The 26,046-nt window shown below is 43.8% G+C and carries 12 protein-coding genes and 1 tRNA gene; 7 read left to right on the top strand and 6 right to left on the bottom strand.

From position 1 onward, the window contains the following. Positions 1 to 64: 64 nt before the first annotated feature. The 4 genes from C900_RS15590 to C900_RS28525 form a co-directional block, all read right to left on the bottom strand. The gene (locus C900_RS15590) at positions 65 to 1,030 is read right to left on the bottom strand and encodes a PorP/SprF family type IX secretion system membrane protein (RefSeq protein WP_009580997.1); all 966 of its coding nucleotides are present in this window, start codon (positions 1,028 to 1,030) and stop codon (positions 65 to 67) included. A 5-nt stretch (positions 1,031 to 1,035) separates the two neighbouring features. After that, entirely contained in the window at positions 1,036 to 12,546 is an 11,511-nt protein-coding gene (locus C900_RS15585; RefSeq protein ID WP_185113975.1) for a T9SS type B sorting domain-containing protein, read from the bottom strand. Between the two features lie 280 nt (positions 12,547 to 12,826). After that, positions 12,827 to 15,970, bottom strand: coding sequence for a T9SS C-terminal target domain-containing protein (locus tag C900_RS15580; RefSeq protein ID WP_040496895.1), 3,144 nt, complete (start codon positions 15,968 to 15,970; stop codon positions 12,827 to 12,829). Positions 15,971 to 15,988: 18 nt separating this feature from the next. Continuing rightward, complete coding sequence (locus C900_RS28525) at positions 15,989 to 17,572, bottom strand: PorP/SprF family type IX secretion system membrane protein (protein ID WP_009580994.1); 1,584 nt, start codon at positions 17,570 to 17,572, stop codon at positions 15,989 to 15,991. A gap of 166 nt (positions 17,573 to 17,738) precedes the next feature. On the opposite strand from C900_RS28525, the gene C900_RS15570 reads away from it, so the two are divergent. Genes C900_RS15570 through C900_RS15555 form a run of 4 tightly spaced genes read left to right on the top strand, consistent with a single transcriptional unit; the run spans position 17,739 to position 20,807 of the window. After that, positions 17,739 to 18,503 (top strand): porin family protein, encoded by a 765-nt coding sequence (locus C900_RS15570; RefSeq protein WP_009580993.1) that lies wholly within the window; start codon positions 17,739 to 17,741, stop codon positions 18,501 to 18,503. 2 nt (positions 18,504 to 18,505) lie between these two features. Further along, on the top strand, positions 18,506 to 18,955 hold the full coding sequence (locus tag C900_RS15565) for a DinB family protein (protein WP_009580992.1): 450 nt from the start codon (positions 18,506 to 18,508) through the stop codon (positions 18,953 to 18,955). Between the two features lie 52 nt (positions 18,956 to 19,007). Then, on the top strand, positions 19,008 to 20,327 hold the full coding sequence (gene mtaB / locus C900_RS15560) for a tRNA (N(6)-L-threonylcarbamoyladenosine(37)-C(2))-methylthiotransferase MtaB (RefSeq protein ID WP_009580991.1): 1,320 nt from the start codon (positions 19,008 to 19,010) through the stop codon (positions 20,325 to 20,327). Between the two features lie 36 nt (positions 20,328 to 20,363). Beyond that, the gene (locus C900_RS15555) at positions 20,364 to 20,807 is read left to right on the top strand and encodes a peroxiredoxin (protein ID WP_009580990.1); all 444 of its coding nucleotides are present in this window, start codon (positions 20,364 to 20,366) and stop codon (positions 20,805 to 20,807) included. Between the two features lie 8 nt (positions 20,808 to 20,815). On the opposite strand, the gene C900_RS15550 is transcribed toward C900_RS15555, so the two are convergent. Continuing rightward, positions 20,816 to 21,469 (bottom strand): ABC transporter ATP-binding protein, encoded by a 654-nt coding sequence (locus C900_RS15550; RefSeq protein ID WP_009580989.1) that lies wholly within the window; start codon positions 21,467 to 21,469, stop codon positions 20,816 to 20,818. Between the two features lie 287 nt (positions 21,470 to 21,756). On the opposite strand from C900_RS15550, the gene sucC reads away from it, so the two are divergent. The 3 genes from sucC to C900_RS15535 all read left to right on the top strand — a co-directional run bounded on the left by sucC (position 21,757) and on the right by C900_RS15535 (position 24,108). Next, positions 21,757 to 22,968, top strand: a complete 1,212-nt coding sequence (gene sucC / locus C900_RS15545; RefSeq protein WP_009580988.1) for an ADP-forming succinate--CoA ligase subunit beta — start codon at positions 21,757 to 21,759, stop codon at positions 22,966 to 22,968. A gap of 19 nt (positions 22,969 to 22,987) precedes the next feature. Next, positions 22,988 to 23,061 (top strand) — tRNA-Arg (locus C900_RS15540). Between the two features lie 138 nt (positions 23,062 to 23,199). Further along, positions 23,200 to 24,108 (top strand): outer membrane beta-barrel protein, encoded by a 909-nt coding sequence (locus tag C900_RS15535; RefSeq protein ID WP_009580987.1) that lies wholly within the window; start codon positions 23,200 to 23,202, stop codon positions 24,106 to 24,108. A gap of 29 nt (positions 24,109 to 24,137) precedes the next feature. Here C900_RS15535 and C900_RS15530 read toward each other — a convergent pair whose 3' ends face one another. Further along, positions 24,138 to 26,045 (bottom strand): polysaccharide biosynthesis protein, encoded by a 1,908-nt coding sequence (locus C900_RS15530; protein ID WP_009580986.1) that lies wholly within the window; start codon positions 26,043 to 26,045, stop codon positions 24,138 to 24,140. Position 26,046 lies beyond the last annotated feature (1 nt).

Here is a 26,046-nt window from a genome sequence, read left to right as displayed (position 1 = left end):
ACGGAAGTAACTTCCGAGCCAGGGTAACTTCCGCGCCAGGGTGCCTATGACTAATAAACCTCCATTAAAAATAAGACGGGCACTCTAACCCCTTATGGAGGCTTGGGATCTTGATGCGGTAGTTGAGCAGGAACTCATGGGAACCGTTAGAAACTCTGCCCAGACCTGAAGTAGTCATGTCATAGGCATAGCCTACATGAAAATTTTCATTGATCTTCAACTCAAATAAGTAGACGAAGCCTTCTACCAGACGGTAACTGATCCCCAATCCAACGGTTTCCTTGAACACACCGTTGGCATTGACATCAAAGCTGAAGGGAGCGCCTTCCTGGAAGCGCAACAAAGTAGACCCGATAACTTTAAAGTCTTTCGACATTGGAAAAGTATTTCCGATACTCACAAAATAGGTCCGGGTGTTCTTTATAGTCTCCAAAGCCAGTTCAGTATCCTGGATAATCTCATTATTTAACAGCACCGGGGCGGAAAGCCCCAGGTAAAAGGCTTTGTTGGTGTAGAAAAAACCCCCTCCGAAATTCGGATTGAGCGCGTTGGTAGCCCGGTAAAAAGGGTCGCTGGTACCGGGGGTGCCCGAACCACCCTGGCCAACAGAGGGCACCGTTGTTTTAGTAAAATCTGACTGTATGGAATTGAACCCTGCCTGCAGCCCCATAGACAAGGTGCCTCCGGTGCTCTTCATCTTAATTCTATAGGAGTAGCTGGCGAAGAGACTGAAGTCTTCATGCACACCAATTACATCTTTGGCGAGAACGAGCCCCACCCCCATTTTGCCCCTCAATAAACTGGATTGCAATGAAGTGGTCAGCGTTTTGGGAGCACCCTCCAGGTTCACCCACTGGTTACGATAGATAGCGGTGGCGCTGAGCTGCACCTGGCTTCCGGCATATGCAGGATTGATCAATAACTGATCAAACATGTACAAAGACTGTACGGGCCGCTGTTGCTGTGCAGACAGATCATATGTCATAAGCAGCGCCAATATAATAGGGATATATTTTGTTATGTTCTTCATATGATCTATCTGATTAGTTCAAGGAAACCGGAAATCAGTTCAGTACCATCACCTTTGTCTATGATATAGTAGTAAGTGCCGTTCGGCAGCTTGTCTCCCATGGAGTACATTCCCTCCTGGCCAACACCTTCGAACACTTTGTCAACATTATTGTAGCCATCTATTTTGAATACCAGGACTCCCGTACGATTGTAGATCCTTACATTATTATTCGGGAAATTGGTAATACAGTCGATCTGGAAATTATCATTTATACCATCGCCATCGGCAGATACGAGGTTATAGTTCGTAATCACTGTTCCTATCTCTACGGTGCCGGTATTTTCACATCCCAGGAAGGTAGTTACTTCTGCAGTGTATTCCCCTGATGGCATCCCTGTGAGGTCGGTACCATACCCTACGGTAAAACCTGTAGCATCCGTCCATACCACAGTAGTAACAATAGTGTTGTTGGTGATACCCAGCATAGCCATCCCTGTCTCCTCATCACATTTAGAGCCTACCGTTTCAAATTCAAACTCCGGCAGCAGTCGTTCATCCCCTACCTCAATGCTTACCCCTTCAGACACACAACCCGTTACTACATCAATGGCGGTTACAGTGTAGGTTCCTATATCCAGGCCGGTAACTACAATTCTATCTGAGAATGGCGTACCTGATGCCGAGGACCCTTCATACCAGTTGAAGTCATAGCCTTGTGTTTGTCCACCCACACTTACCCTCAGCTCTCCATTCGGATCGATACAAGACGTGAGATTAGCCAGTAATTCCGGTGTTGGAGATGGAGGTGTCAGCCTTCCATCCGATACAGAACCGGTTTCGGTAGATACACAGCCTGTTAAATTGTTGGTAACCCTCACAGTATATGATCCCATCGGGTATCCAATTAACCTGTTCCTGGTGCTTATCACCGCACCCGATGCATTTGTCCCTGCAAACCATTCAAAGGTGTAGCCTCCAACTCTGCCCCCATCCGCTGTAGCTGTTAATTGCCCGTTAGGATTGTATGGGGGACAGGTGGTTTGAGGGTTGTCTTCAACAATTACAATATCTGGATACTGTCGCTCATCCCTAATACTCTGCACTTTTGTAACAATACACCCCGTATTGTTATCCGTTACACGAATGGTGTAAAGCCCATCTGGTAGATTGCTCACCCTGTTTGTATTTTCAAAGTTTGGTGTAGCATTCAGATTAGGGGTATCCCCGATGTACCAATCTACAGTATAGTTTTGGGTGTACGGATAATCCGAAGGATATCGCACGTTAGCTAATAGCACTGATCCATTATCCCCTGAACAAAAGGTAAGGGGTTCTGAACTGGTGCTGACAATTGGCTTATAATCCTCGCTTTCATCGGTAATGATATAGAATGCAGTTGAACTACAACCTGTACCCGGATTGAATGCCGTTACTTCGTAAGTGCCTGTTGGTAAGTTGCTCACTGTACTTGAGGTAAGTGTAGTGTTGGACACAAAACCACCAGCCGGTAATCCGGGAGACCCTTCATAGCTCCAGCTAAATGTATAGGTACCGATATTGCCATCAGATTCTTCAGCAGTGGCCAATAATTCAGCGCTGAATGGAGGTCCTATGCAATTGATCTGAGGCACAGTTTGATTAATAGTAATTACAGGGCTGATGATATCATCTTCAAGAATATTAAATTCCTTAGGAATAGACTCACAACCTGTTAAATTGCTGGTAACTATGATAAAATACTGACCTGGCAGAAGATTTACCATAGAAGGAGAGGAACCCACCAATTGATTAGCGGGAAGCACATCATTTATATACCATTCATATGTGAAATCAGTGGTCAACGAAGGCCCGGAGATAGGCGCCCCACCCCCTATAGATATAGAAGTTACTTCCGCTGATCCTGAGGCTGTACAGTCAAGAGGATCTATGGTACTAACACTGATAATATTTGGTTCGCTCTGAGGCTGGTCCAAGGTTACCTTAACAGAGGAGTTGATAGTACATCCGGTGTTTGAAACGTTCGTGATCGTGACCCGGTATGTGCCTTCCGGTGCCCCTGTCAAAGTACTTACATTGCCTGCATCATTTTGTGCTACCATACCAGGCAAAGCTCCTCCGTTATATGTCCAGATGTAGTCATAAGTATCCGTTGTAGAACCATCCTGCTCCCTTACTGTGGCAGTAACTGTACCATTCGCCAGCGCTGGATCGCAAGCGGTATTCGGCAGGAAAGTAAGCGTTGGGATCGGATCAGTGCTTACATCCAGCACATCTACTCTGAATGGCGGTGACGGGCAACCTGATCCAGGCGCATTAGCGGCATTTCGCGTAGCAACGATATAATATGTTCCGGCTCCCATAGATGGATACTGCCCTGCAAGAAGGCCCGGTTCCAGAATTGCTCCCGAGATAACAGCTCCAAACTGATCTGTTAAAGGAGCAGAATTTGGATCATCCAGGAACCATTCAAAGGAATAGTTTCCGGGCGACACCGGGCTGGTTACGGTAACCTCAATTCGTCCGTCAGGATAACAAATGTCCTGGTTTTGATGAGTTACCGATACAAGGTCGATGGGTTGCGGTTTATGGGTTACCGTTATCTCTCCTTCACGGGAACATCCGGTAATTTTGTTGAGGATCATAACACGATATTTACCATGCCCCACCAGGTCTGTGATGTCAGTTGTGTATGATCCTGCCGGTATATTTGTGGCATCTGCCACCACACTGCCTGCAGGTACACTGAGCCAGGTGATATCAAATAATGCCCCTACACCCGGACCGGATGGATCATCGAAATTCAATGTAATAGAGCCATCAAAATTACCATCGCAGGCTGTATTCGAGGTGCTGGTCAGCGTAAGTGCAGGATCGACAGAAATATCCTTCAGGTCAATGCGCAGCGGTGCCGAAGGGCACCCCTCACCTGTAACGGACGTTCCTGTGCTGCGTGTTACAAAAAGATAATAAGTGCCAAAATCCAGATCACTGAACACAACATCGTTGGCGTTAATAGTTTTTGTACCCCCCGCAGGAGTAACCTGGTCACTTTCAAAAAGATCAATGGTAAGTTCGCTCACCGGAATGCCCATGCCATCTATCTCTATATCATTATCAGCAATAGTTATTGTACCATTTGCAGGCGAACAAAATGTCTGATTCGTTGGCACAAAAGATACAATGTCGGGTATCACCGGATCATCATTGATCGTTATTGTTCCTTGTGTCATACATCCGGTATCATTATTCTCAACTTCCAATACATATTTTCCGGGAGGCAGATCCATGTATGTTTCATCGTCACCAGCCGTAAGATTATCCGCCGGTAACACAGAAGGGTCGGAAGCGCCATTCGGATCGGTATAGCTCTGCCACCTGTACGCATAGCTGCTGCCGGGAACACCGGAAATATCCATTTGAACCCTTATCGTACCGGTAGGATTGCTTAGATCACATGCTGTATTTACTGTTGACGATAGTGTAATTTGCGGGTCAACGCTTATGTCTTTAACATCGACACGATAAGGTGCAGATTTACATCCGGCTCCCGGAGGGGCATTGGTATTCCGAACGGCCACTACGTAGTAGGTTCCCGCTCCCATAGAAGGATAATTGGAAGCATCGATCAAATCAACATTAATAGGAATACCGCCAAAATCCGTTAGCGGAGCGCCATTCGGATCACCCCTGTACCATTCAAACGTGAAGTCCGCCTTATTTGCCGGATCCACCCCATTTAGAGATACACCATCAACAAATACACTACCGCTTGGGTCACATAAGTTTTGATGGACAGGAGTAGCTGACAAAACAAAGATAGGTTGCTTGTTTAAAGGAATTGTTATTGTACCTGTAACAGTACAACCTGTTGCTTCATTTTCAGCAACAATTACATAGGTGCCATCATTTAGGTCGGTAACCGCATCTGCACTTCCGCTTTGACCTGAAAAAGGTCCTATTGGTGTTACTCCATCGGCATAAAACACCGGATCACCATTTGTATCGCTAAAGGTATAGGTATAAGGGCCTGGCACCACGGCTCCTGGTCCACCGGAAGTAGTCATAGTAATCTCCAGGCTTCCTTCAAAGAAACCGGGATCACAGGAAGTATTAGCAAAAGCCTCCAGCGCTATAGTAGGGTTTACATGAGTGTCAGGAACATCAGCTTTAAACGGAGCGCTAAAGCAGCCTGCCCCGGCGCCGGTTGTTTTTTGAGCTACTACCCAATAACTGCCTGGCCCCATATCCGGATAACTGTCGGGATCAAGTACCTCTCCCCCATTTGCTGCCGTGGCATCACCCTGGGCCTGGAAGATAAGGTTTGTAAGTCCGGCATCATCGTACCAGCTAAACTGAAAATTATCTAAATTGTCAGGGCCCGCTCCGATCAGGTTTATGCTGGTAATCTCCACACTGCCCGAAGGGTCACAAAGATCGGCTGCAGTGATCACCACATCACCATCCACAATGTCTGAAACAGCAGGAGCATCCGGTACGGTAAACTCTCTTACAGTGCTACAGCCGGTGGATGCCGTCACCGTTACGGTATATGTATTTGGCGATAACCCCTGAATTGTGTACACACCAGTGGGCTGAGCTGTCAGCGGGTAGGAGCCAATCAGGGGGGGTGGCGTTACGTCAATATTGAAGTTGGTTCCTACTGTTACATCATTTGCATCCTGCTGTATGTCAACGGTAAACTCACCATCAGCCTGACTTAAGTCGCAGGTAGTGTTTGAACTAACTGTTCCTACAAGGGTAACCACAGGAGGCTGTGCATCAATCCCTACTTCTACTACCTCGTATACTATACAATTTTTTCCGGTATAAGTTTCCTCTGCCTCGATCAGATAGTATCCGGGAGCGAGGTTACTAAAGAATGGTTCGCTTCCGGGTGTAACCCCTGCAAAAGTGCCGCCTATTTGATTGGCAGGAATAGGGTTAGCGCCACTGTAAAATTTAACATCAAAAGATGCCCCTGGGGGTGCCGTACCAGGAGGTGTTATGGTAAAGGATACTTCTCCGTCTCCCGTGGTATAAGGACACTCTGCCGAATTTTGAACTGAAGATGTTATTTCGTGAGCATCAATAAATGGAAGGAAAATGGTTCTTAGCTCAGAACACCCGTCATCAATGTATGTTACCACCACTGTGTATGTACCTGTCCCTAAACCTCCTATAAACTGTGCTGTTGATATCGGCAAATCGGCAAATTGCGGAGGGTTAGTAAAAAAGTCGATATTATTATTTAGAGGTGCGCCTTCATACCACTCGTAGGTATAGTCAGCCGGGTCATTTGAAATTCCATTGTCCGGCTGAGCTGTCATTTGTCCATCATTAAGATCACAGGCAGTTGGGAACACTATGGGATTAATATCGATAACAATGTTGGCCGTAAGATCTTCAACTTCCGTAACGACCAGCGGTGAGATACATTGTGTTGTGTTATTGACAGCTACAACAGTGTAATCCCCGGGTATTAAGCCAGCATACAAGCCATCATCAACAGCCGTGTAATCTGCATTAGCAATTACAAAATTTTCATTAATGGCATCATTTCCATCGTACCAGTAAAATGTGAACCCTGCAGACACCCCTCCTACATCAGCGGTAAGCTGCCCGTTTGGTGCTCCGCAAGTAGTCACATCACTATTCTTGTTTACATTAACTACAGGTATTGTAATTAACTCAGGCAAATAAACTACCTCCTCATTTATACAACCGGTTGAAACCCTTTCAACTTCCAATCTGTAGTAGCCGCCTGGCAGTTGAGTAACAAGTTCTCCGTTAGTTCCCCCTACAGTACCTAAAGATAATGATGAGGACGTGTTGGTAGTATTATCATATTCATACCATGTAAAGATATAATCGTTGGGATCAGCCGGGTTTCCTCCCCCGATAGCCGTTTCATCTATGGTAGCTTCCAATTCTCCACTGGATCCCACGCAATACGTTTGATCTGTGACAGCAATATCGATTGCCGGAAGATAAAGTTGGTCAGAGATCGTGATCTGCAAGGGATCCGAGGTACATCCCAGGTTGGCGCTGCTTACCGTTACGGTATAAGTTCCACCATTTATGCCTGGCAAAGTTTCCGAGGTTTCCGGCAGCGTAGTTCCAAATGGATCTACCCATGTAAATGTATAATCAGGATCTCCCAAAACAGAGGCTGAGAAATGTGAGGCATCGACAGTGATGCTACCGTTATAACCCAGCGACACATCGCATATAGTATTATTCACTGAGTTGTTCAACGTCACCAGGGGTAATTCCTGAGCATCCGGAAGTATTGTTGTAACGGTATTTCTACAACCGGTAGCATTATTGATCACTTCAACTGTATATACCAAGGCTCCTTCCAATGCAGAATACGTGTTACCGGATTGATCAGGGGTACCTGTCACGGCATTGCCATTATACCAGTTAAAAGTATACCCGGTCGTAACTCCTGCCACACCCCCTATTGGAGATTCATCTACCGTGGCTGTTAACTGTCCGTTAGCTAAAGAAGCATCGCAAGCCGTATTGGGTATGGAGGCTACATCTATCTCAGGCAGCAGATCTTCATTATCTATAGTTATTCTTACAGGATCAGACGTACAACCCAATACAGTGTTGGTAACGGTGACTTCATAAGTTCCCCCAGGTACGTTGGATAACACTTCTGCAGGCGCTGTTGAGCCACTCACCTGGCTCAAAACATTATTTCCGGTAGCGACATCGATCCAGGTAAATGTATAGTTAGAAAAATCACTTACAACTCCTCCATTATTAAAGTCATCGACAGATGCTGTAACACTACCATCATAATTCACCCCGGCAAAAGCGGGGTCACAAACCGTGTTATCAATACCCGACAATGATAATATTGGCAGCAGACTATTGTCATCAAGAAAAACTGTCAGTGTGTTACTACAGCCGGTTGCGTCATTAACTACTTCTACTGTAAAATTCTCATTACCCTGGTACCCCGTGATCGCGCTGGAAGTACTAAGCAATGTACCGGAAGCAAAGTTCCCTTGATACCATGCAAAAGAATAGCCGGTAGTAACACCCCCGATATTAGCGCTTAATGATCCATTGGCAAGTGTCGCATCACAAGCAGTGTTTGGAGTTTCCACTACGGAAATAACCGGCAGATCATCCACATCATTCACGGTCACCTGTACCGGGTCAGACGTACATCCCAGCACTGTGTTGGTGACAGTCACTTCATAATCGCCTCCCGGAATATTCGACAACACATTGTCAACCTCACTGGATCCTGCCACCTGAGTGAGTACATTGTTTCCTGTATTTATATCAGTCCATGTAAAACTGTAGATTGAAAAATCGGTTACCGCACCCCCATTATTTTGATCATTGACTGAAGCTGTAATACCACCATTGTATGTAACAGAAGGATCAGTTCTGGAAGGGTCGCAGATATCGTTATCCTGGGGAGTGAGTGAAACCACCGGCAAGGATGACTCGTCAGGAACAGCAATAGTCATAGTGTTACTACATCCCGTGGAGTTATTGATCACCAGTACTGTATATTCATTATTGTTAAAAGCGCCATCCAACTGCTGAGCAATTTCTCCCTCTGAACCTGAAACAACCGAAACAGGTGTACCTGAAGCAGTATTACCAACATACCATTCAAAGGTGTACCCCGTAGTAGCGAAAATTCCACCTCCGAGGTTAACGCTAGCCGCAGCCTCTCCATTGGGCGTAGTGCCTGCACATGTAGTCATGGGTGTGATCACTACCTCAACATCAGGAAGATCTTCCACATCCAGCACCTCAATAGTCACAGGGACAGAAGTACAGAAAAGATCAGTTCGGGTTACCTCCACGGTATAATAACCGCCTGGCAAGGTACTCAGCATAGGATTGTTGTTGTCGGTAACAGCAATTACAGGATCAGAAGTAGTGGTGCCATCGTACCAGGTGAACTCATATAGTGGATCCGGTAGCGTAATTGGATCCCCTTTGAAGGTAACCGAAGCTGTAACTTGTCCATTGTAATCCGAAGAAGCCAAAGCAGGGTCACATATAGTATTATCACTCTTGGTCAATGTCACTACAGGAGTATTCACATCCTGGCTGATAATGTACTCTTCTGTTGAGAAGCAATTTGTAGCGTTTGTTACCTTGACAGTATAAGGTATTCCTCCACCTTCAACATTTTCCGCACGTTCTCCATTAACACCTGATGTAGAGGTGTGAAGATTGGCAGGTAATGTATTCTGCCCTCTAAACCACTCGATAGTATAGTTAGCGGGGCTATCACCACCATTAATCACTACTTCCAAAATACCATTGGGTTGCAAGGGATCGCATGAAGTTTGCGGGGCTATTTCATTGATCACTGGCACCGGGTAATCCCTTTGATCCGTTACCTGCACAATTTGTGGCGGGGAAGACTCGCAGCCAGAAATTATTTCATGGGCAATCACCGCATAATATCCTGCCGTGAGGCCACTTCTTGTAGCCCCTGAACCGGTAGCTGGAGGAAGAACACTACCTAATGTGCCCGTTCCATTGTTATATATGTACCACTCGAAGGTATAATCAGTTGTATCCTGTAAAACTGCATTGATAAATGGCTGAGCAGTAACCTTACCGTTGGTTAAGGCGCTGCAATCTGTAATATGTCTTACCACACTGGCAGTCACATCAGGCTCGGTAGGCCCGTTGATAGTCTGGGAAACCCTTTCGGTACAACCATCCTTGATCACATCAACGATCCATTCTCCTTCGGTAAGATCGCTGGCAATGGGTCCCGTAACACCAATGGAGTTTAGATTATTGTCATACCACTGGAAAGAAAATCCGGCCAGTCCGCCAACTATGGTTACTTCAAGTTCTCCATTCGGAGGTGAGCAGTGGGTTTGGTGAGAGTTGATCAAAATGGTAACATCAGGATCTACCCCTTGCCTCAATACTGTATCTACAACAGGCAAGCTGGAACAGCCTTTAGCCAAGTTGGTAACCACGAGTGTATAAGTACCTTCCGGCAGATCCATGAGCCGGTCGATGGTTCCCTCAGGCGCGGGGACAGCATTGGTTGTATCCGATCCGTAGTACCACTGAAAACCGTAAGGGCTGTAGTCGGCAACTTCCACACCATTTCTTTTTACCACACCACGAAGCTCGCCAGTGTCAGGCGCAGCGTCATCGCATTTAAAGTTGTCCGAAATATTCTCAATTTCAACCGTAAATGGCTCCGGGATAATATCAACAGCATAGATGTTGTTATCGAGCTTACATTCAGCAAAACCGGTAGAACTAGCGGTTGTATCAACGGGAAATTCGGTGCCATCATCGTTCAGTACGATGTAGAGTCTGGTCGGCTGGCCACTATAATCAAAGGTAACACCAGCGGTGGTCATTGTATCACCCACCTGAAGGCCCAAAACATTCAACGCATCGGCATGCAATAACGTAGCCGGGTTACCGGTGTCAGGGTCAACCGCTACAGTTGGGTTACCTTCCCAAAAGCTTACTGGAATTTGAGTAGAAATGGTCAGGGATCCGCTATTAACAATATTAAACAATACTTCCACGCCCAAATCGCCACAAGTTGGGGGGATAACTTCTACAGCGGGAAAATAATCAGGATCCAGAGGGTCCAATTCTCCCGGAGCATGTCCCACAAACGAAACATCCGGAGAAGGATAGAACGGACACCCATCAGGGCCAATAGAAGGCACCTGGTTCATAAAGGTATTGAATGGTCGCTGCGGACCGGGAAGGCCATTAGCGCATGGACTATCTGAAAAGACTGTACCCATGTCAAACTGAGGGCATGGTACCGACAGGTCATCAGCAATATTGGTTACGAAATACCCGGATTGGTTCCAAACCTGGCGAGTGGGTAGCCATGTATTATTTTGTGAAAAGAAACACCTCAATTCACCCAGGGCCTGCTGTTGGATGGGTGCAGTAATATCAAATGAATTGTTTGTATTACAGGTAGTGCACAGATCTGTCGCACCATCACCGTCAACATCAGCGATGATGGGTCCCTCCGTCATAGTGTGTGATTGACAGGATGAACTCCAAAGCACATTCTGTCCGGTTTCTCCATCGATCACCACCAGTTGTTGTGAGTCACGATAAACTATTTCCGGACTACCATCATTGTCAAAATCAAAAACAGTTGTAGCCACTATACCGGAGCGAGAATCATTAATGGTTCTTCTCCACTTCTCAGATAACTCACCGGTATTGGGGTCTACTTCAAGTGCAAATAATTGATTCCCGGCAATGAAGGTAATTTCTAATTGGCCATCACCATCTATATCACCTAGGTTCGGACGGCTGGTTCCCCATGGCCAGCCATTAGCATATACCGGATCATCAGGCAGGAAGCTACTGACAGTGCCATTGGTTACATCCCAAAAGAAAATGGCTGTGGGACCGTTTTTGCTTCCCTCTGCACCTGATAGCACCACATCGAGATGTCCGTCTCCATTCATATCAGCAACGCTGACACTACTGTAATTGTCGAATCCATACTCATTAGGATCAAATATCTCTTTGGGAAACCACTGATCACCTCCTAAAGTGTTCATATCAATAATCACACTCATGTCGGGATATGATAGTATCTGATTACCCATTACTATCTCCAGGTTGCCCCCTTCAAAAATATCGATAGCTACCGGAGCGGAAGTCACTTCTGTATTCCAGTCTCCAATATTCCCATCAGCCAGCAGTGTCCCTGTAGCGGCATCATACACATGGTCCTTCAAAATAATCTCTGCATTGCCATCGCAGTCCAGGTCGGAAATGGTCATTTGACCGGGTCTGTCCGGCCCTAATGAAACGGCATCAAAAAGCGGAACAAGGCTTGCATTGGAGGGGCTTGCATTGGCACGGAAGCCGACCAGGAAATATTCACTGGGCTCGTCATTAGCGTTTTTTCTTTTGCTGACTATGGAAAATATCTCAGCAGGGCAGCTACCGTCAATATCGGCAATAAGTACTTCAAGTTCAAAAAAGAAGTTTCCATTAGGAAATATCTTGGATCCCGGAGTTTTAAAGCTCTGAATGATATCACCTTTATCGGAGCCGTCCGGCTGATCATCCGAAGTAGCCACCACACGTATGGTCTGATTCCATTTAGAGGTGGTCACCACGTCAGGAATACCATCGCAGTTCACATCCCCAACAGCAATTTTAGACTGGGTGTCTACAGTATTTTGTCCTGAATTGGAAGGGTTTACAAAGTCAAACGTTCCAGAAGAGGGGTCAGGTGTAATGGAGCAGTCGCTGTCACCATCACCGATGAAAGTAAGGCCGTAGAAGCTGGCACAATCTGCGTCAGACTTATCAGTCCCTCCGTCACCATCATTATCAATACCATCAGCGCAATTACAGCCCCTTTCAATATTAGCAGCATACTGACAATCCGGATCATTACAGTCGATCAATCCATCACCATCGTCATCAATGCCATTATTACATTGCTCTGTCTGAGCAAAAGCAACACCACTGAATATTACAAACAGGATGATGCATACACGGTTGAGCACCCTTTTCATATAAAAAATCATTAAGGTTAATAACAACAGCCAACATACAGACAAAAGAAAGGGTAGACTCTTTTGCCATTTATACCTTGGCCACACCATTTGGTAACTATCCAGTGTCTATAAGAAAACTCACAATTTATCGTCATTGCGAACGAAGTGCGGCAATCCCCTCTTCGTTGTGCGCATTAATAGGTGATCGCTTCGATTCCTCCCTGTGGCAAGCCCGGAACAGACTGCGATGACGACAAGAGTTTTCTTGCAGACACTACCTAGTGTTTCCTTACAAACATTACCTAACCACCAGAACGGTACCTGTTTTAGGTTTCAGGGTCTCACATCCAAAAACGTAGTAGTACACACCCTTGGGGAGTTCTCCTCCCTTGTATGTAGCATCCCAGTCGTTGTTGTAGCCCTTCTTCCTAAACACGAGCGCTCCCCGTTCATCGAAGATGCTCATGGTACAATCCGGATAGTCTTGAATATTTTCAATGGTCCAGGTTGGATTAATGGTGCTATTAGGGGAGAAGGCTTTGAGTGGGGTTATATTCACTTCTCCTCCAGCGCTTACGATTATGGTAATTTCTGCAGTTGCGGAACAGCCATCGGTGAGTGTTCCTGTAACAATATATGTTGTAGTTATTTCCGGTGAAGCGATCGGGTTGGCAATATCAGGATCGCTTAAGCCGGTATCAGGGGTCCACAAGTAGCTGTCTGCTCCTGTTGCCGTCAGTTGCGCCTGATCACCCTGAGAAATGGAATTTCTGTCTGCCGTCACCTGTACATCGGGTACGGTTCCGGAGGTTATGGTAATATCTGATGTTGCATCACAGCCATTGGTATCATTTACCGTAACGCTATAAGTGCCCGCTGTATTAACAGTAATGTTATTCGAAGTCTCCCCGGTATCCCATAATATAGAATTAAAAGTACCAGTTATACCTAATGTTAACTCTTCATCAGGGCAAATTTCTTCACTTGACGCTTCTATTACCGGGGTCAATGGGTCACGGACGGTTATTCCTCTGCTTTGGCTATGAGTGCATCCGGTAATCCCGGTATAGGAAATCGATAACTGAACAGTATAATTTCCAGAAGAGGCGTATACGTGGGTTGGATTTTGATCTGCTGATGTATTTCCATCCCCAAAATTCCAGCTATATACTACGGGGGCAGTGCTATCTATTGTTGAATTATTGGTAAATGTAACTTCGCTGTTACTACATGCTGATGCGGGAACCGAAAAGCTGGCAGTTGGCGATGAGTATACATTTACCTCAATAATATTCGTGATTAAACTACAATTACTATTATTATCATCAATCAAGACACTATATTGTCCTGATTGAGTGGCGGAATACGAACTGGAAGTGGCCCCGGATATGGGGTTATTATCCCGTAACCATTGATAGCCAAATCCCGATCTGGATTGTGTACTTAAAGCCACGGTATTGCCTGCGCAAACGCTACTGGTTCCAGCTACAGAAGCTGTGAATTGCGGCAGGTCAACTACTTCGACCATTGTTGTAGATTCTGAGCTTCGGCAGTCTCCCGATTGAATGGTAACAGAATAGATGCCGGCTACATTATTACTTACACCGGTAATAACCGGATTTTGAACAGTGGATGTAAAACCGTTTGGTCCTGTCCAGTTGTAAGTTGCTCCATTTACAGTATTTACACTCAAAGTAAGCTCCCCACCTATACAGGCAGGTCCGTCATTACTTGCAGTTGGTGCACCCGGAATTGTGCCAGTTCCGTCTGCAATATTGATACTCGCTGTAGTATTACATGCCCCGGATTCTGTAATTGCCGTAACTTCATAAACTCCAAAGCTTGTTATGTCCAGGGTGTTATTCGTTCCCGCTATTGGCGTGTTATCTTTCGTCCAGCTAAAGGTGGCAGAAGGAGACTCCGGTACTGCTAAAGTTATGGTTTGCCCTGAACATATCGCCAAAGGTTGATCATTAAGGAATTGTGGCGTGTAACAATTTGTATTTCTTATTAACCGCACATCGAAACTTGTTGGTGGATTGGTTGCGTTTTGTGCGGTAATAACAAAGTCCGGTTTTGCATCACCGTCCAGGTCATTGACCCATACATTCCGTGACCTGTTGCCTATATCAATATTATGCTTTGTAAATGCCAGTGATCCACCTGAAGATGTATTTTGGAGCACTGCTACAAGGTTTTGGTTAACGCTGGTAGTCACTATATCGAGAGATCCATCACCATCTACATCACCGGTAGATATACCCCAGGGGCCATCATTAACAGTAAAAGGCTGAGGAGCCGCAAAATTGATGTTACCGGGGTCTGAGTTATTGGGAAATATAAAAACCTGGTCTGCAGCATTACCTATCACTGCAATATCCAACTTACCATTACCATTGAAATCACCTGTGGTTAAATTCAGCAAAGATTTACCTGAGAGACTCAAAACTTCAGCCTGTGCAAACGCAATAGAGCCTGTGCCTGTATTTCTAAGCACAAAAACATCATTACCAAAAAACTGACAAACGATAATATCAAGTCTGCCATCACCATCTACATCCTGAACATCCAGACCAGTAGTAGAGCTTGCTCCGGCTATGTTAAGAACAATAGGTGTCATGTTAAAACTAATGGTTGCTGTGCTGGTATTTTCAAATATGATCACCTGACCTGCTGCAGAGTTGGTGACAATAATTTCCGGTTTACCATCTCCATTCAAATCACCATGTGTCACCCTCCGGCTTTGCACGTCCGTAGCCATAGGTAAGGTCAGCATAGTTCCAAAGCTAATGCCAGCAGCGCTTGTGTTGGGAAGGACAAAAACATTAAACCGCGTAGTTCCACCTCTGCTCATATACAGGTCAGGCTTGCCGTCTCCATTAAAATCGGCACATTTTACATTAACTGTGGGTTGCCCAACGTTCACTGAGGTACTGCTAAATGAAAAATTTTCAGTGGTACTTTGGTTTTCCAGAATTAGCAAGTTGGTGGCATTATCAAATTTGGTTGATATTACATCAGGAAGGCCATCTCCATTAAGGTCGCAAGTACAAGGGTCATATACTTGCTTTGCATCAGGAATAATAACAGGGGGGGCTAATAAAGCCGGATCAAAACCGCTGCCGCTATATACCGGATAAAACTTCTCCATACTCTGCACCGAAAGACCTGTAGCCAGATTAACAACTGTGATGTTATCTGCCTGCGCTCCGGCAGGTACTGTAGCAATAATCAGATTATTAGCCACAGAAGCCACAGCACCTTTTGCGCTTCCAAACCAGACCACAACATCAGCCGGGTTAGTTCCAAAACCACTGCCTGTAATTATCACATCTGAACCTATGAAACCATGGGTAGGATCAATATTAGTAATAGCAGGCTGTGCATTAGACCTGCCCCATACCATTGCGAGTAAAGCTACTAAAACTACTAACTGCTTCATTTTGTTGGTTTCAATTAATTATTGCACAGATATTACCCATGCCCTTCTAAAAAGTGGCAACTTTCTGTGCTTGTCACGCTCCTGTCTGGCTTTGTCTATATCATCACCACGATATATGTAAACATACCAGTACCCTTTACCAGTAATATATCCAAACTTCGATTGGTAACCTTTAAAAAATAATTCATCAGAATATTCCTCTGCATGTTCATAACTATTGAAGGCCCCTACTATAACATACTCACCCTGAGTCAACTCCAATAGATGCCCTCCACGTTTCACCACTACTCTTTCATCTGTGGATTGCTCCTCTACAAGGTTTTTCTTAGGTGTTTCAACCGCTCTTTTTTCTTCTGCCAATTGCTGTTCTTTTTGATCCTCCATTTGCTTTCTTATTTCTTCCTGCTTCCTGGCTGCTTCTACCCGCTCTTCTGCAATGCGCTCCTCCTCAGCTAATTTCTGCTGACGCGTCTCTTCAGCAATTTTTGCCTCTTCAGCTTTTCTGGCTTCCTCTGCCTTCCTCACTTCTTCAGCTTTTCTGGATTCTTCCTCTTTTCTGGCCTCTTCAGCTAGCCGTTTTTGTTCTGCTTGCTCTTCGCGCTTCCGGGCTTCCTCTTCCCGCTTCTGCTCAATGGCCAGTTGCCGCTTCGACTTATGCACCGGTTTAGATGTATCTACAAAGGAATAATACACCCTGTCCTTGCCCCTTATGCCCAGAAGCAGGTTCAGTTGAATTTCATGTGTGGGGCTGTTAAGCTCATTAATACCCGTATTTTTCAAACTGTAGGCATACCCCAAGCCAAAGAATTTCTTCAGTTTTATACCACCAAACGCAGTGATACCAAAGTCCTGCTTATACGATCCCCCCAGCCACACTACATGGTTGAGATGCAGCACACCGGATGCTTCAAACTGGTGTGGCAAAACATCGCTGTAACGGTAAAGAATGTAAGGTTCGAATGCATGTTTGTCATCACCAAAGTAGAAACGGTTAGTGAGAAACAGAATGGCATTTTCGAAAGGTTTTACCTCTCCCAGGCTGAACTCTTCACCAGAAGTGTATTCATTACCAAACAAGTTGGGAATAGACACTCCAAAGTTTACATGCTTTACCTGAAGTGAAATACCTGCATTACCTATGAGGTAGATGTTATTATCCAACAATAGCTCTTGCAGAGCAGGATCAGTAATATTTTCAAGATCGGTAATATCCACACCGTTGTAAGCGGCTCCTCCCGATATTGCAAACCTCAACCGCACTAATTTTGATAAAGAGATACCATAAGATGTGGTGATATACCCACTTGTTGTATTCAGGACACTGCGTTGTGCATTAGCTACATTCAATCCAAACCCCATATTTTTACCGGTAGGTGTATGAAATGAAAAGTTGCTGATTACAGGAGCTCCCTCAATGTCGATCCACTGCTTTCTATACGTTAAGAAAAGAGAAGGCTTTCCATCAGTCCCGGCAAAGGACGGGTTAATGGAATAAGGATTCATAAAGTAATGGGTCAAGTTACTATTATCCTGCGAAAAGGATTTAGTAATAGACAGAAGAATAAAAATAAAAAAAATTGCAAATTGAAATCTCAAATGCATGAGTCAGTTTTAAAAGTGCCTTAGAAGTTAAAAAAATTTCTTCAATATATATATAGATTAGCTGTGTTGAAGTAACCAAACTTATTTTTAAATTGGCAATTGATTCCCATGTAGTTATACTTTTTTTCAGACAAATCTTGCACATGCAAGTTTAAACATGTTTTAGGTGATAAATCGGATTTTATTTGTTTGCACTGCTCTCCTCTTCCTGGCAACTGTTGAAGTTGCAGGGCAAAAGTTTAGTATCGGTCCTCTTGCAGGAGTACATGCTTATAAAGTCGCCTTTCATCATGACGAAGAACAAAGCCTCTTCGACTCGACAATAAAACTGGGATACAGAGGAGGCGCCTATATTGAATTCCCGTTGGAGAATAATTTTTCCTGGGCAACCGAAGTTTCTTATGCAAGAAAAGGTAGAAAGATTACATATGATGCTGAATCAATTACCAATGACGCAGCTTATAACTTTTTCGAAATATCCGTGCTTTTAAGAAAGAAGTACGATTTAACCATTTCTAAAGGTGTCCCTGGTAAATTTTTCTTTAACGTGGGGCCAAACATCAACTATTGGATCAATGGTAAGGGTACGCTCGATGCTGCTGTAGATCTTGATTATGCAGTCAAATTTCAAGAGTCGGACGGTAATATCAGGGTAAATGCTATAACCGATGCCAACCGCTGGTTATTTGGCCTCGAGGCGGGTGCGGGTTTGGAGACACGCGTATACGATACTCAGTTTTTCCAATTTGAATTCCGCTTTACTTACGGGCAGACGTACCTGGGGGGTAGAGATAGCTCCGAGATTCCCATTCTAGCCTTCCAGGACAGTTTGCGATCTAACTACCGAGTCATTAGCTTTATTGTGCGTTATGGCATTGATATAGATTTGAGAAATGCCAAAAAAGGAAAAAGTACAATTAAACACAATTAAGAATGGTCACCGAACCACTGAAAACGCTTTTTAACAGAGACCTGCACCAACTTAAGACGGAGATAGAGCTATTTCAAAAGACAGACCATCTTTGGGCTGTAAAAAACGGCATCAGTAATTCGGCTGGAAACCTATGTCTTCACCTTTGCGGCAACCTGCAGCATTTTTTTGGTACCGTTTTGGGCGACACGGGTTACGTGCGTCAAAGAGAAAGGGAATTTTCCACCAGAAATATGCCCACTCCTGAGCTTCTCCGGGAAATTGAAGAAGCCCAAAAGATTGTGAATCAGGTACTAAGTACATTGTCGCCATCAGATCTGCAGGAGATCTATCCTGTATCGTTGTGGAATCAAACTTTTACTACGGAATTTTTTATCATACACCTCCACTCCCACCTCAATTATCACCTGGGCCAGATCAACTATCTGAGAAGGATGCTTGAACCGGCATAAATCACCGCTGATGTTGCTAAAGCAATCCAATAGATGTAAATTTGCCCCTTCAATGAGAAAAGTAGCATTCTATACTCTTGGCTGTAAGCTCAATTTTTCAGAGACTTCTACCATTTCCCGCATGTTTGAAGAAAAGGGATACAAAAAGGTAGAGTTTACTGATACCCCCGATATTTTTATTATCAACACCTGCTCTGTTACTGAAAATGCTGACAAAAAATGCAGAAAGATAGTCCGGGAGGCAAGAAAGATATCTCCTGATGCATACATCACCATTATAGGGTGCTATGCGCAGCTCAAACCAAAAGAGATCTCTGAAATACCTGGGGTTGATGCCGTACTTGGCGCTGCTGAAAAATTTAGGCTGCTAGAGTTGCTGGATGGCTTTGTCAGAACTGAGGAGACAAAGGTTTTGGCTTCGGAAATTGAAGGAGCAACTACTTTTAACAATGCCTTTTCTATCAATGACAGGACACGGACCTTTTTGAAAATACAGGACGGCTGTGACTATAGTTGTACTTTCTGCACCATTCCGTTGGCACGAGGTAATAGCCGGAGCGATACTATTACCAATATTATTCAATCGGCTGAAGAAATAGCAGCCACAGGTGTTAAAGAAATAGTACTAACAGGAGTGAACACCGGAGATTTCGGCATTCGCAATGGCAAAAGAGAGGATAAGTTTATAGACCTTATCCGTGAGCTTGATAACGTACAGGGGATCGACCGGATCCGGATCTCTTCCATAGAACCCAACCTGCTTCACGATGAGGTTATAGAGTTTGTGGCTCAATCGAAGCGCTTTGTTCCGCATTTTCATATCCCCTTACAATCAGGGTCTGACAAGATCTTGAAAATGATGAGAAGACGCTACCTGAGTGATCTTTACGTGAGCAGGGTGGAAAAAATCAGGTCAGTTATGCCTCATTGCTGTATAGGGGTGGATGTAATAGTAGGTTTTCCTGGAGAAACGGATGAAGATTTTCTTGAGACATATCGATTCCTGAATGAATTAGACATTTCATACCTTCATGTATTTACCTACTCCGAACGTGCCAATACCCCTGCCCCTGACCTGGCAGAACCTGTTCCCATGAAGGTGCGGCACGAACGCTCCCGAATGTTAAGAACACTTTCTGAAAAGAAGAGAAGGAAGTTCTATGAAGAAAATTTGAATAAAACCGAAATAGTACTATTTGAAGAGGACATAGAAAATGGAATGATGCATGGCTTCACCAACAACTATATACGCGTAGCCGCCAAGTATGATCCCGTATTGATTAACGAACTCAAGAAAGTCAAACTGATTTCCATTAACACATCTGGTTATGTTGAGGTTGAGGATGCTGAGCAAGTAGTATTAACTCACTAAGCACTCCAAAAAAAGCACTAATAACATTTCTCCCTCATGCCTTTAAAACCCGGCCACAAAGCTCCTAATTTCAGCCTCCCTTCTACCGGTGGTCAGTTCACCCTTGATACAGATGCTTCTAATCAGCCAGTGGTTTTATATTTCTACCCAAAGGATTTCACTCGTGTATGTACAAACGAAGCCTGTACTTTCAGGGATAACTTCGATTTTTTTAAAACATTGGATGTGCTGGTGTTAGGGATCAGTACGGATCCTGTAGAAAAACACCAGGCATTTAAGTCCACTCATCAATTGCCATTTGAGCTACTAGCTGATGTTGATGGAAGGGTGTCCAAAGCATACAAAGCTCACATACCTTTTTTAAATCTTTCCAGAAGAGTTACCTATCTTCTGGATAAAGAGCATGTGGTGGCCGCTGTTTATTCAGATTTTTTTGAGGCGGAAGGTCATATTGAAGAAATGATTGCTCAACTCAAATAGAACAACCATCAGGTAAGAATTACACCATCTTTAATTTCGAGTTTTCTGTCTGCCATATTTGCTAATTCCTCATTATGTGTCACTATCACAAATGTCTGCTCAAGCTCATCTCGCAGCCTGAAAAAGAGCTGATGCAGCTCTCTGGCGTTTTTAGAATCCAAATTACCGCTAGGTTCATCTGCAAATACTATCGAGGGATTATTGATCAACGCACGGGCTACTGCCGTACGCTGCTGCTCACCTCCCGAAAGTTCAGACGGCTTGTGATCGGCTCTTGCCGAAATGCCAAGGATCTTTAGCAGCTCATCAGCCCTTTGTCTTACTGAAGATGCATTTCTACCGCTTATAAAACCGGGAATACATATATTTTCCTTAGCAGTAAACTCTGGCAGGAGATTGTGAAACTGAAAAATGAAACCTATGTGTTTATTGCGAAATGCCGATTTCTCCTTATTGCTCATGGTATCGATGTTAGCACCATTAATGGTCAATGTGCCAAGATCAGGCTTATCCAGGGTTCCAAGTATATGAAGCAATGTGCTCTTTCCGGCCCCCGAAGCCCCCACTATTGATATAATTTCCTTTTTCTTAACATGCAGATCTATCCCTTTAAGCACCTTCAGGTCGCCATATGTCTTTGTTATCCCTTTTGCGATGAGCATATATTTTCAATTGTGAAAACACTAAATAACGTCTCTAAGAAAACACCAATGTCCGCGTTACGCTCGTTCCAAAAATGCTCTCGTACCTCAGTACGCTCCGCTTTTTAGAACTTCACAAGCCTTGACCTTGACGTTTTCTTAAAGCCACTTAGAGTTTTCTTACAAACACTAAATAGAAAGCCAAACATAACAAAATTGAATATAGAATTCCCGCTTAGCCGATTTTAAATCCTTAACCCTTGAAATATAAAACCAAAAGAACTACTTTCGTGCAAAAATTTCTAAGCATGAACATTCACGAATATCAAGCAAAAGACATATTAAAAAAATACGGAGTACAGATTCAGAGAGGAATTGTTGCTGACACTGCTGACAAAGCGCTGAATGCAGCAAAAGAACTTCATAGTGAAACCGGAACAGATTGGTATGTAATTAAAGCTCAGATACATGCCGGAGGAAGAGGTAAAGGTAAAATCCAGGAGACTGGCTCCAATGGTGTGGTACTGGCCAAATCACTTGATCAGGTTACTGAAAAGGCTAAAAATATCATAGGTGGCACACTGGTAACGCATCAAACCGGTGATGAAGGGAAGAAAGTGAATAAAGTGCTAATAGCTGAGGATGTTTACTATCCTGGCGACTCAGAACCCAAAGAATTTTACTTAAGTATTTTGCTTGATAGAGCGAAAAGTTGCAATGTAATCATGGCTTCTACTGAGGGAGGTATGGACATAGAAGAGGTTGCAGAAAAGACTCCTGAAAAAATTGTAAAAGAGTGGATAGATCCGGCTGTTGGACTTCAGGGATTCCAGGCCAGAAAAATTGCCTTTGCCCTAGGGCTTGAAGGAAATGCCTTTAAAGAGATGGTGAAGTTCATCTATGCACTATACAAGGCTTATGAAGCTACAGATTCATCAATGTTCGAGATCAATCCCGTGTTGAAAACATCTGATAACAAGATATTGGCTGTGGATGCCAAAGTAAACCTGGATGACAATGCACTTTTCAGACATAAAGATCTGGCTGAGCTGAGAGATCTTTCAGAGGAGGATCCTGCTGAGGTAGAAGCCGGAAGATCAGGTTTGAGTTACGTAAAACTGGATGGTAATGTGGGTTGTATGGTAAACGGAGCCGGATTGGCAATGGCTACTATGGATATCATTAAGTTATCCGGTGGGGAGCCTGCCAACTTCCTTGACGTAGGAGGTGGTGCTAATGCCGAAACTGTGGAAGCAGGGTTTAGAATTATTTTGAAAGATCCTAATGTAAAAGCAATATTGATTAATATCTTTGGGGGTATTGTTCGCTGCGATCGCGTGGCCAATGGTGTGGTAGAAGCATACAAAAAGATCGGGAACATTGATATCCCCATCATTGTTCGCCTACAAGGTACGAATGCCGAGGAAGGCGCCAGGATCATTGAGGAATCAGGGCTTAAGGTGTCATCAGCTATACTGCTGAAAGATGCCGCTACCAAGGTGAAAGAAGTATTGTCATAAACTATAGTATATAGTTGATGCACTCGTAGTTCAACTGGATAGAATACCAGATTTCGGCTCTGGGGGTTGAGGGTTCGAATCCTTCCGAGTGCACTGAATAGCTCTGCAAATATGTAGGGCTATTTTCATTTTAGCATTTATATTCCAAACCAGAATTTCTTTTTACCGTTACTATTTTTTATAATTAACCACATAATTACTAAATTGTAGTTAATTGAGTATAATTGGACCATGAAGAGAATAATAGCTGTACTCAGCATTGCCCTTGCAGGAATAGTAGAACTAGTTGATGCTCAAAGTTTTTATAACTTCAGAACGGGGAGAGATGTAATTGCTTCGGTGGGAACGGGTACATCTACTTATTTTGGTGATCTGAAGGATCCGGGGGATTACATGGATGCCAAGCCTAATCTTAATATTGGTTTGCAGTATTTCTTTCACTCCCGAATTGCAGGTAGGGCTGAGCTTCACTGGTTCAGGTTGCAGGGTGATGACAGTGACTCTGAACTCACGGGAAAAACCAGAAGGAATTTATCCTTCAGATCTGATAATTTTGAGCTTGATTTAATAGGTATTGTCAATGCTTTTCCCCAGGGAGCAAGATTTTACCAACGACCACAGTTCAACCCATATGGATTTATTGGTATAGGTCTGCTTTATTTTAATCCTAAAGGCCAGGTACCACAGACAGACTGGAATGAAGATCCACTGCCAGATGCAGGTGACTATATCGCCCTTCAGCCACTGCGGACTGAAGGGGTGGATTATAACAGGCTGGCCATTGTTATTCCTTTTGGAATTGGGGTTAAATATAAGGCAAACCCCTTCATCAATATTGGGCTTGAAGGAGGCTATAGGTTAACATTTACAGATTATCTGGATGACGTAAGCACTGTTTATCAACTACATTCGTCTATTGAGGACCCGTTGGTTCAGGCAATGGCTGACAGAAGACATGAAATAGATTTACCACCTTTAGGAATTGACGAGGGACATATACGAGGAAACCCGGCTAATAACGATGGATATTTTCTATTTAATATAAAAATTGAGTATTATCTCCCGGAGAATATTCTATCTGTCAATTCCAAAAACCGAGGCAAGGGGCCCAGACGTAACATTCAACGTAGACGTAGATAAATCCCTAGAAACCTTCATTAATCTCAGTTCTACGCCACAGAAGAACTATTATCCAATACCTGATACGGAGAACTGTTACTCTTGAACTCTGGTACAATTCTTTTCATAATTGCAACTATTTCAAAGTTATCTTTTCTGTCAAGAGCTGCCTGGTGTAAATCTTCCGTATTCTTTTTTATTTCATCGTAGTCGTACTCCAACACCTTAGCTATCATTATTTTGCTATGATGGGTGGAAATAGTATTTTCCTTGCTGGCCAATAATTCCTCGTATAACTTTTCTCCCTGTCTTAGGCCTGTATAGACAATCTCAATATCTTTATTGAGTGCCAACCCAGACAACTGTATCATCTTTTTTGCTAAATCAACTATTTTAATTGACTTACCCATATCAAAAATAAATATCTCCCCTCCCTTTCCCATAGCTCCAGCCTCCAGTACAAGCTGACATGCTTCAGTAATGGTCATAAAATAGCGGGTAATTTCAGGATGAGTAACCGTCACCGGTCCTCCCTGACTAATTTGTTTTTGGAAAAATGGGATAACCGATCCGTTAGATCCCAGAACATTGCCAAACCTGGTAGTCACAAAAGAGGTAGCAGTAGTTCTATCTAGCTGTTTCAGGTGGTTGTTAAGCGACCTGACATAAATCTCTGCAATACGCTTAGAGCATCCCATTACATTTGTTGGATTGACCGCCTTATCGGTAGAGATCATCACAAATTTCGATACATGATGTTTAACTGCAAAGTCAGCCAAATTTCTTGTCCCAATAACGTTACACAACACAGCTTCCGATGGGTTCTTTTCCATCAACGGTACGTGCTTGTACGCTGCTGCGTGGAAGATAATCTCTGGTTTATAATGAGAGAATATATCATCTATTCGACCTTCATTTGTTACGTCTGCCACAAGAAATTCGATGTTATCATTATTTCCCAGTTCTCTTTCTATTTCATAAAGTGCAGACTCAGCCTGATCTATGACAATTAATTGCTCAGGCCTATATTGTATTACCTGTCTAACCAACTCACTGCCTATTGAGCCCGCTGCTCCCGTGATACATACACGTTTGTTTTGGAGTTGATCGCAGACGGCCATATTATCGAGCTGTATAGATTCTCTACCCAGCAGATCTTCGATATTAATTTCTTTAATCTGATTAAGGCTCAACTCCCCCTTAACCCAATCATCTGCCTGAGGGACAGTACGGACCTTTACATCCTGCTCAAGGCATATGTCAACAATTTCATTTTTACGGTCTACTGACAAGTCCTTTACTGCTATGATCAATTCCTTTACCGATAACAAATCCAAAAGGGAGTTTAACTCCTGTCCGCTATAAATGGGGGTACCATGGATATTTTTACCAACCTTTCTGATATCATCCTCTACAAACCCAACAACACGATACTTGGACCCATCAGTACCATCGATCACCTGTTTTGTAACCATGCCTAGTTGCCCCGCACCAAACACCAATACTCGGATTTTAGACATAGTACTTCCCCTGTAATAAGAAAAAACATTCTTAATCAGAAGTCTGTACTGAAGGAGAAGTAAGAATGAGGCGAGGAAAGCAATAAGAATAACGGAATATGGAATCAGATTTTTGTTGTAGTTATAATGATACACAAGGTTGACAACGCAAGTAGTTACATGTGTTATAACCAGTGTATTAAACACTCTCAACATGTCCTGGATGCCGGTATATCTAACAATGCCCGCATAGCTCCTGGTTACTAACAGAGCCAACAGGCTTGCTAGCATATTAACACCCATACCGAGGTGGTAGTTGAAGTTTTCCAGCTCCTTAACTTCAAAATTAAACCTGAGAAGATAAGCCAGATAGGTAGCACAACCTACAACAGCAATATCAATGAGGATAATTATCCACCTCGGAAGTATTCGAAGTTTTAGTAGAAAATGCGTTATCAAA

The sequence above is a fragment of the Fulvivirga imtechensis AK7 genome, assembly GCF_000331535.1.
Taxonomy (GTDB): Bacteria; Bacteroidota; Bacteroidia; order Cytophagales; family Cyclobacteriaceae; genus Fulvivirga; species Fulvivirga imtechensis.
This window is presented reverse-complemented; position numbering and strand designations above follow the sequence as displayed.

Bases quoted from the DNA above. Each gene is read 5' to 3' on its own strand.
- mtaB (WP_009580991.1), top strand. From the start codon at position 19,008: ATGAGAAAAGTAGCATTCTATACTCTTGGCTGTAAGCTCAATTTTTCA.
- C900_RS15555 (WP_009580990.1), top strand. From the start codon at position 20,364: ATGCCTTTAAAACCCGGCCACAAAGCTCCTAATTTCAGCCTCCCTTCT.
- C900_RS15580 (WP_040496895.1), bottom strand. From the start codon at position 15,970: ATGAAGCAGTTAGTAGTTTTAGTAGCTTTACTCGCAATGGTATGGGGC.
- C900_RS15535 (WP_009580987.1), top strand. From the start codon at position 23,200: ATGAAGAGAATAATAGCTGTACTCAGCATTGCCCTTGCAGGAATAGTA.
- C900_RS28525 (WP_009580994.1), bottom strand. From the start codon at position 17,572: ATGCATTTGAGATTTCAATTTGCAATTTTTTTTATTTTTATTCTTCTG.
- C900_RS15550 (WP_009580989.1), bottom strand. From the start codon at position 21,469: ATGCTCATCGCAAAAGGGATAACAAAGACATATGGCGACCTGAAGGTG.
- C900_RS15585 (WP_185113975.1), bottom strand. From the start codon at position 12,546: ATGAAAAGGGTGCTCAACCGTGTATGCATCATCCTGTTTGTAATATTC.
- sucC (WP_009580988.1), top strand. From the start codon at position 21,757: ATGAACATTCACGAATATCAAGCAAAAGACATATTAAAAAAATACGGA.
- C900_RS15590 (WP_009580997.1), bottom strand. From the start codon at position 1,030: ATGAAGAACATAACAAAATATATCCCTATTATATTGGCGCTGCTTATG.
- C900_RS15565 (WP_009580992.1), top strand. From the start codon at position 18,506: ATGGTCACCGAACCACTGAAAACGCTTTTTAACAGAGACCTGCACCAA.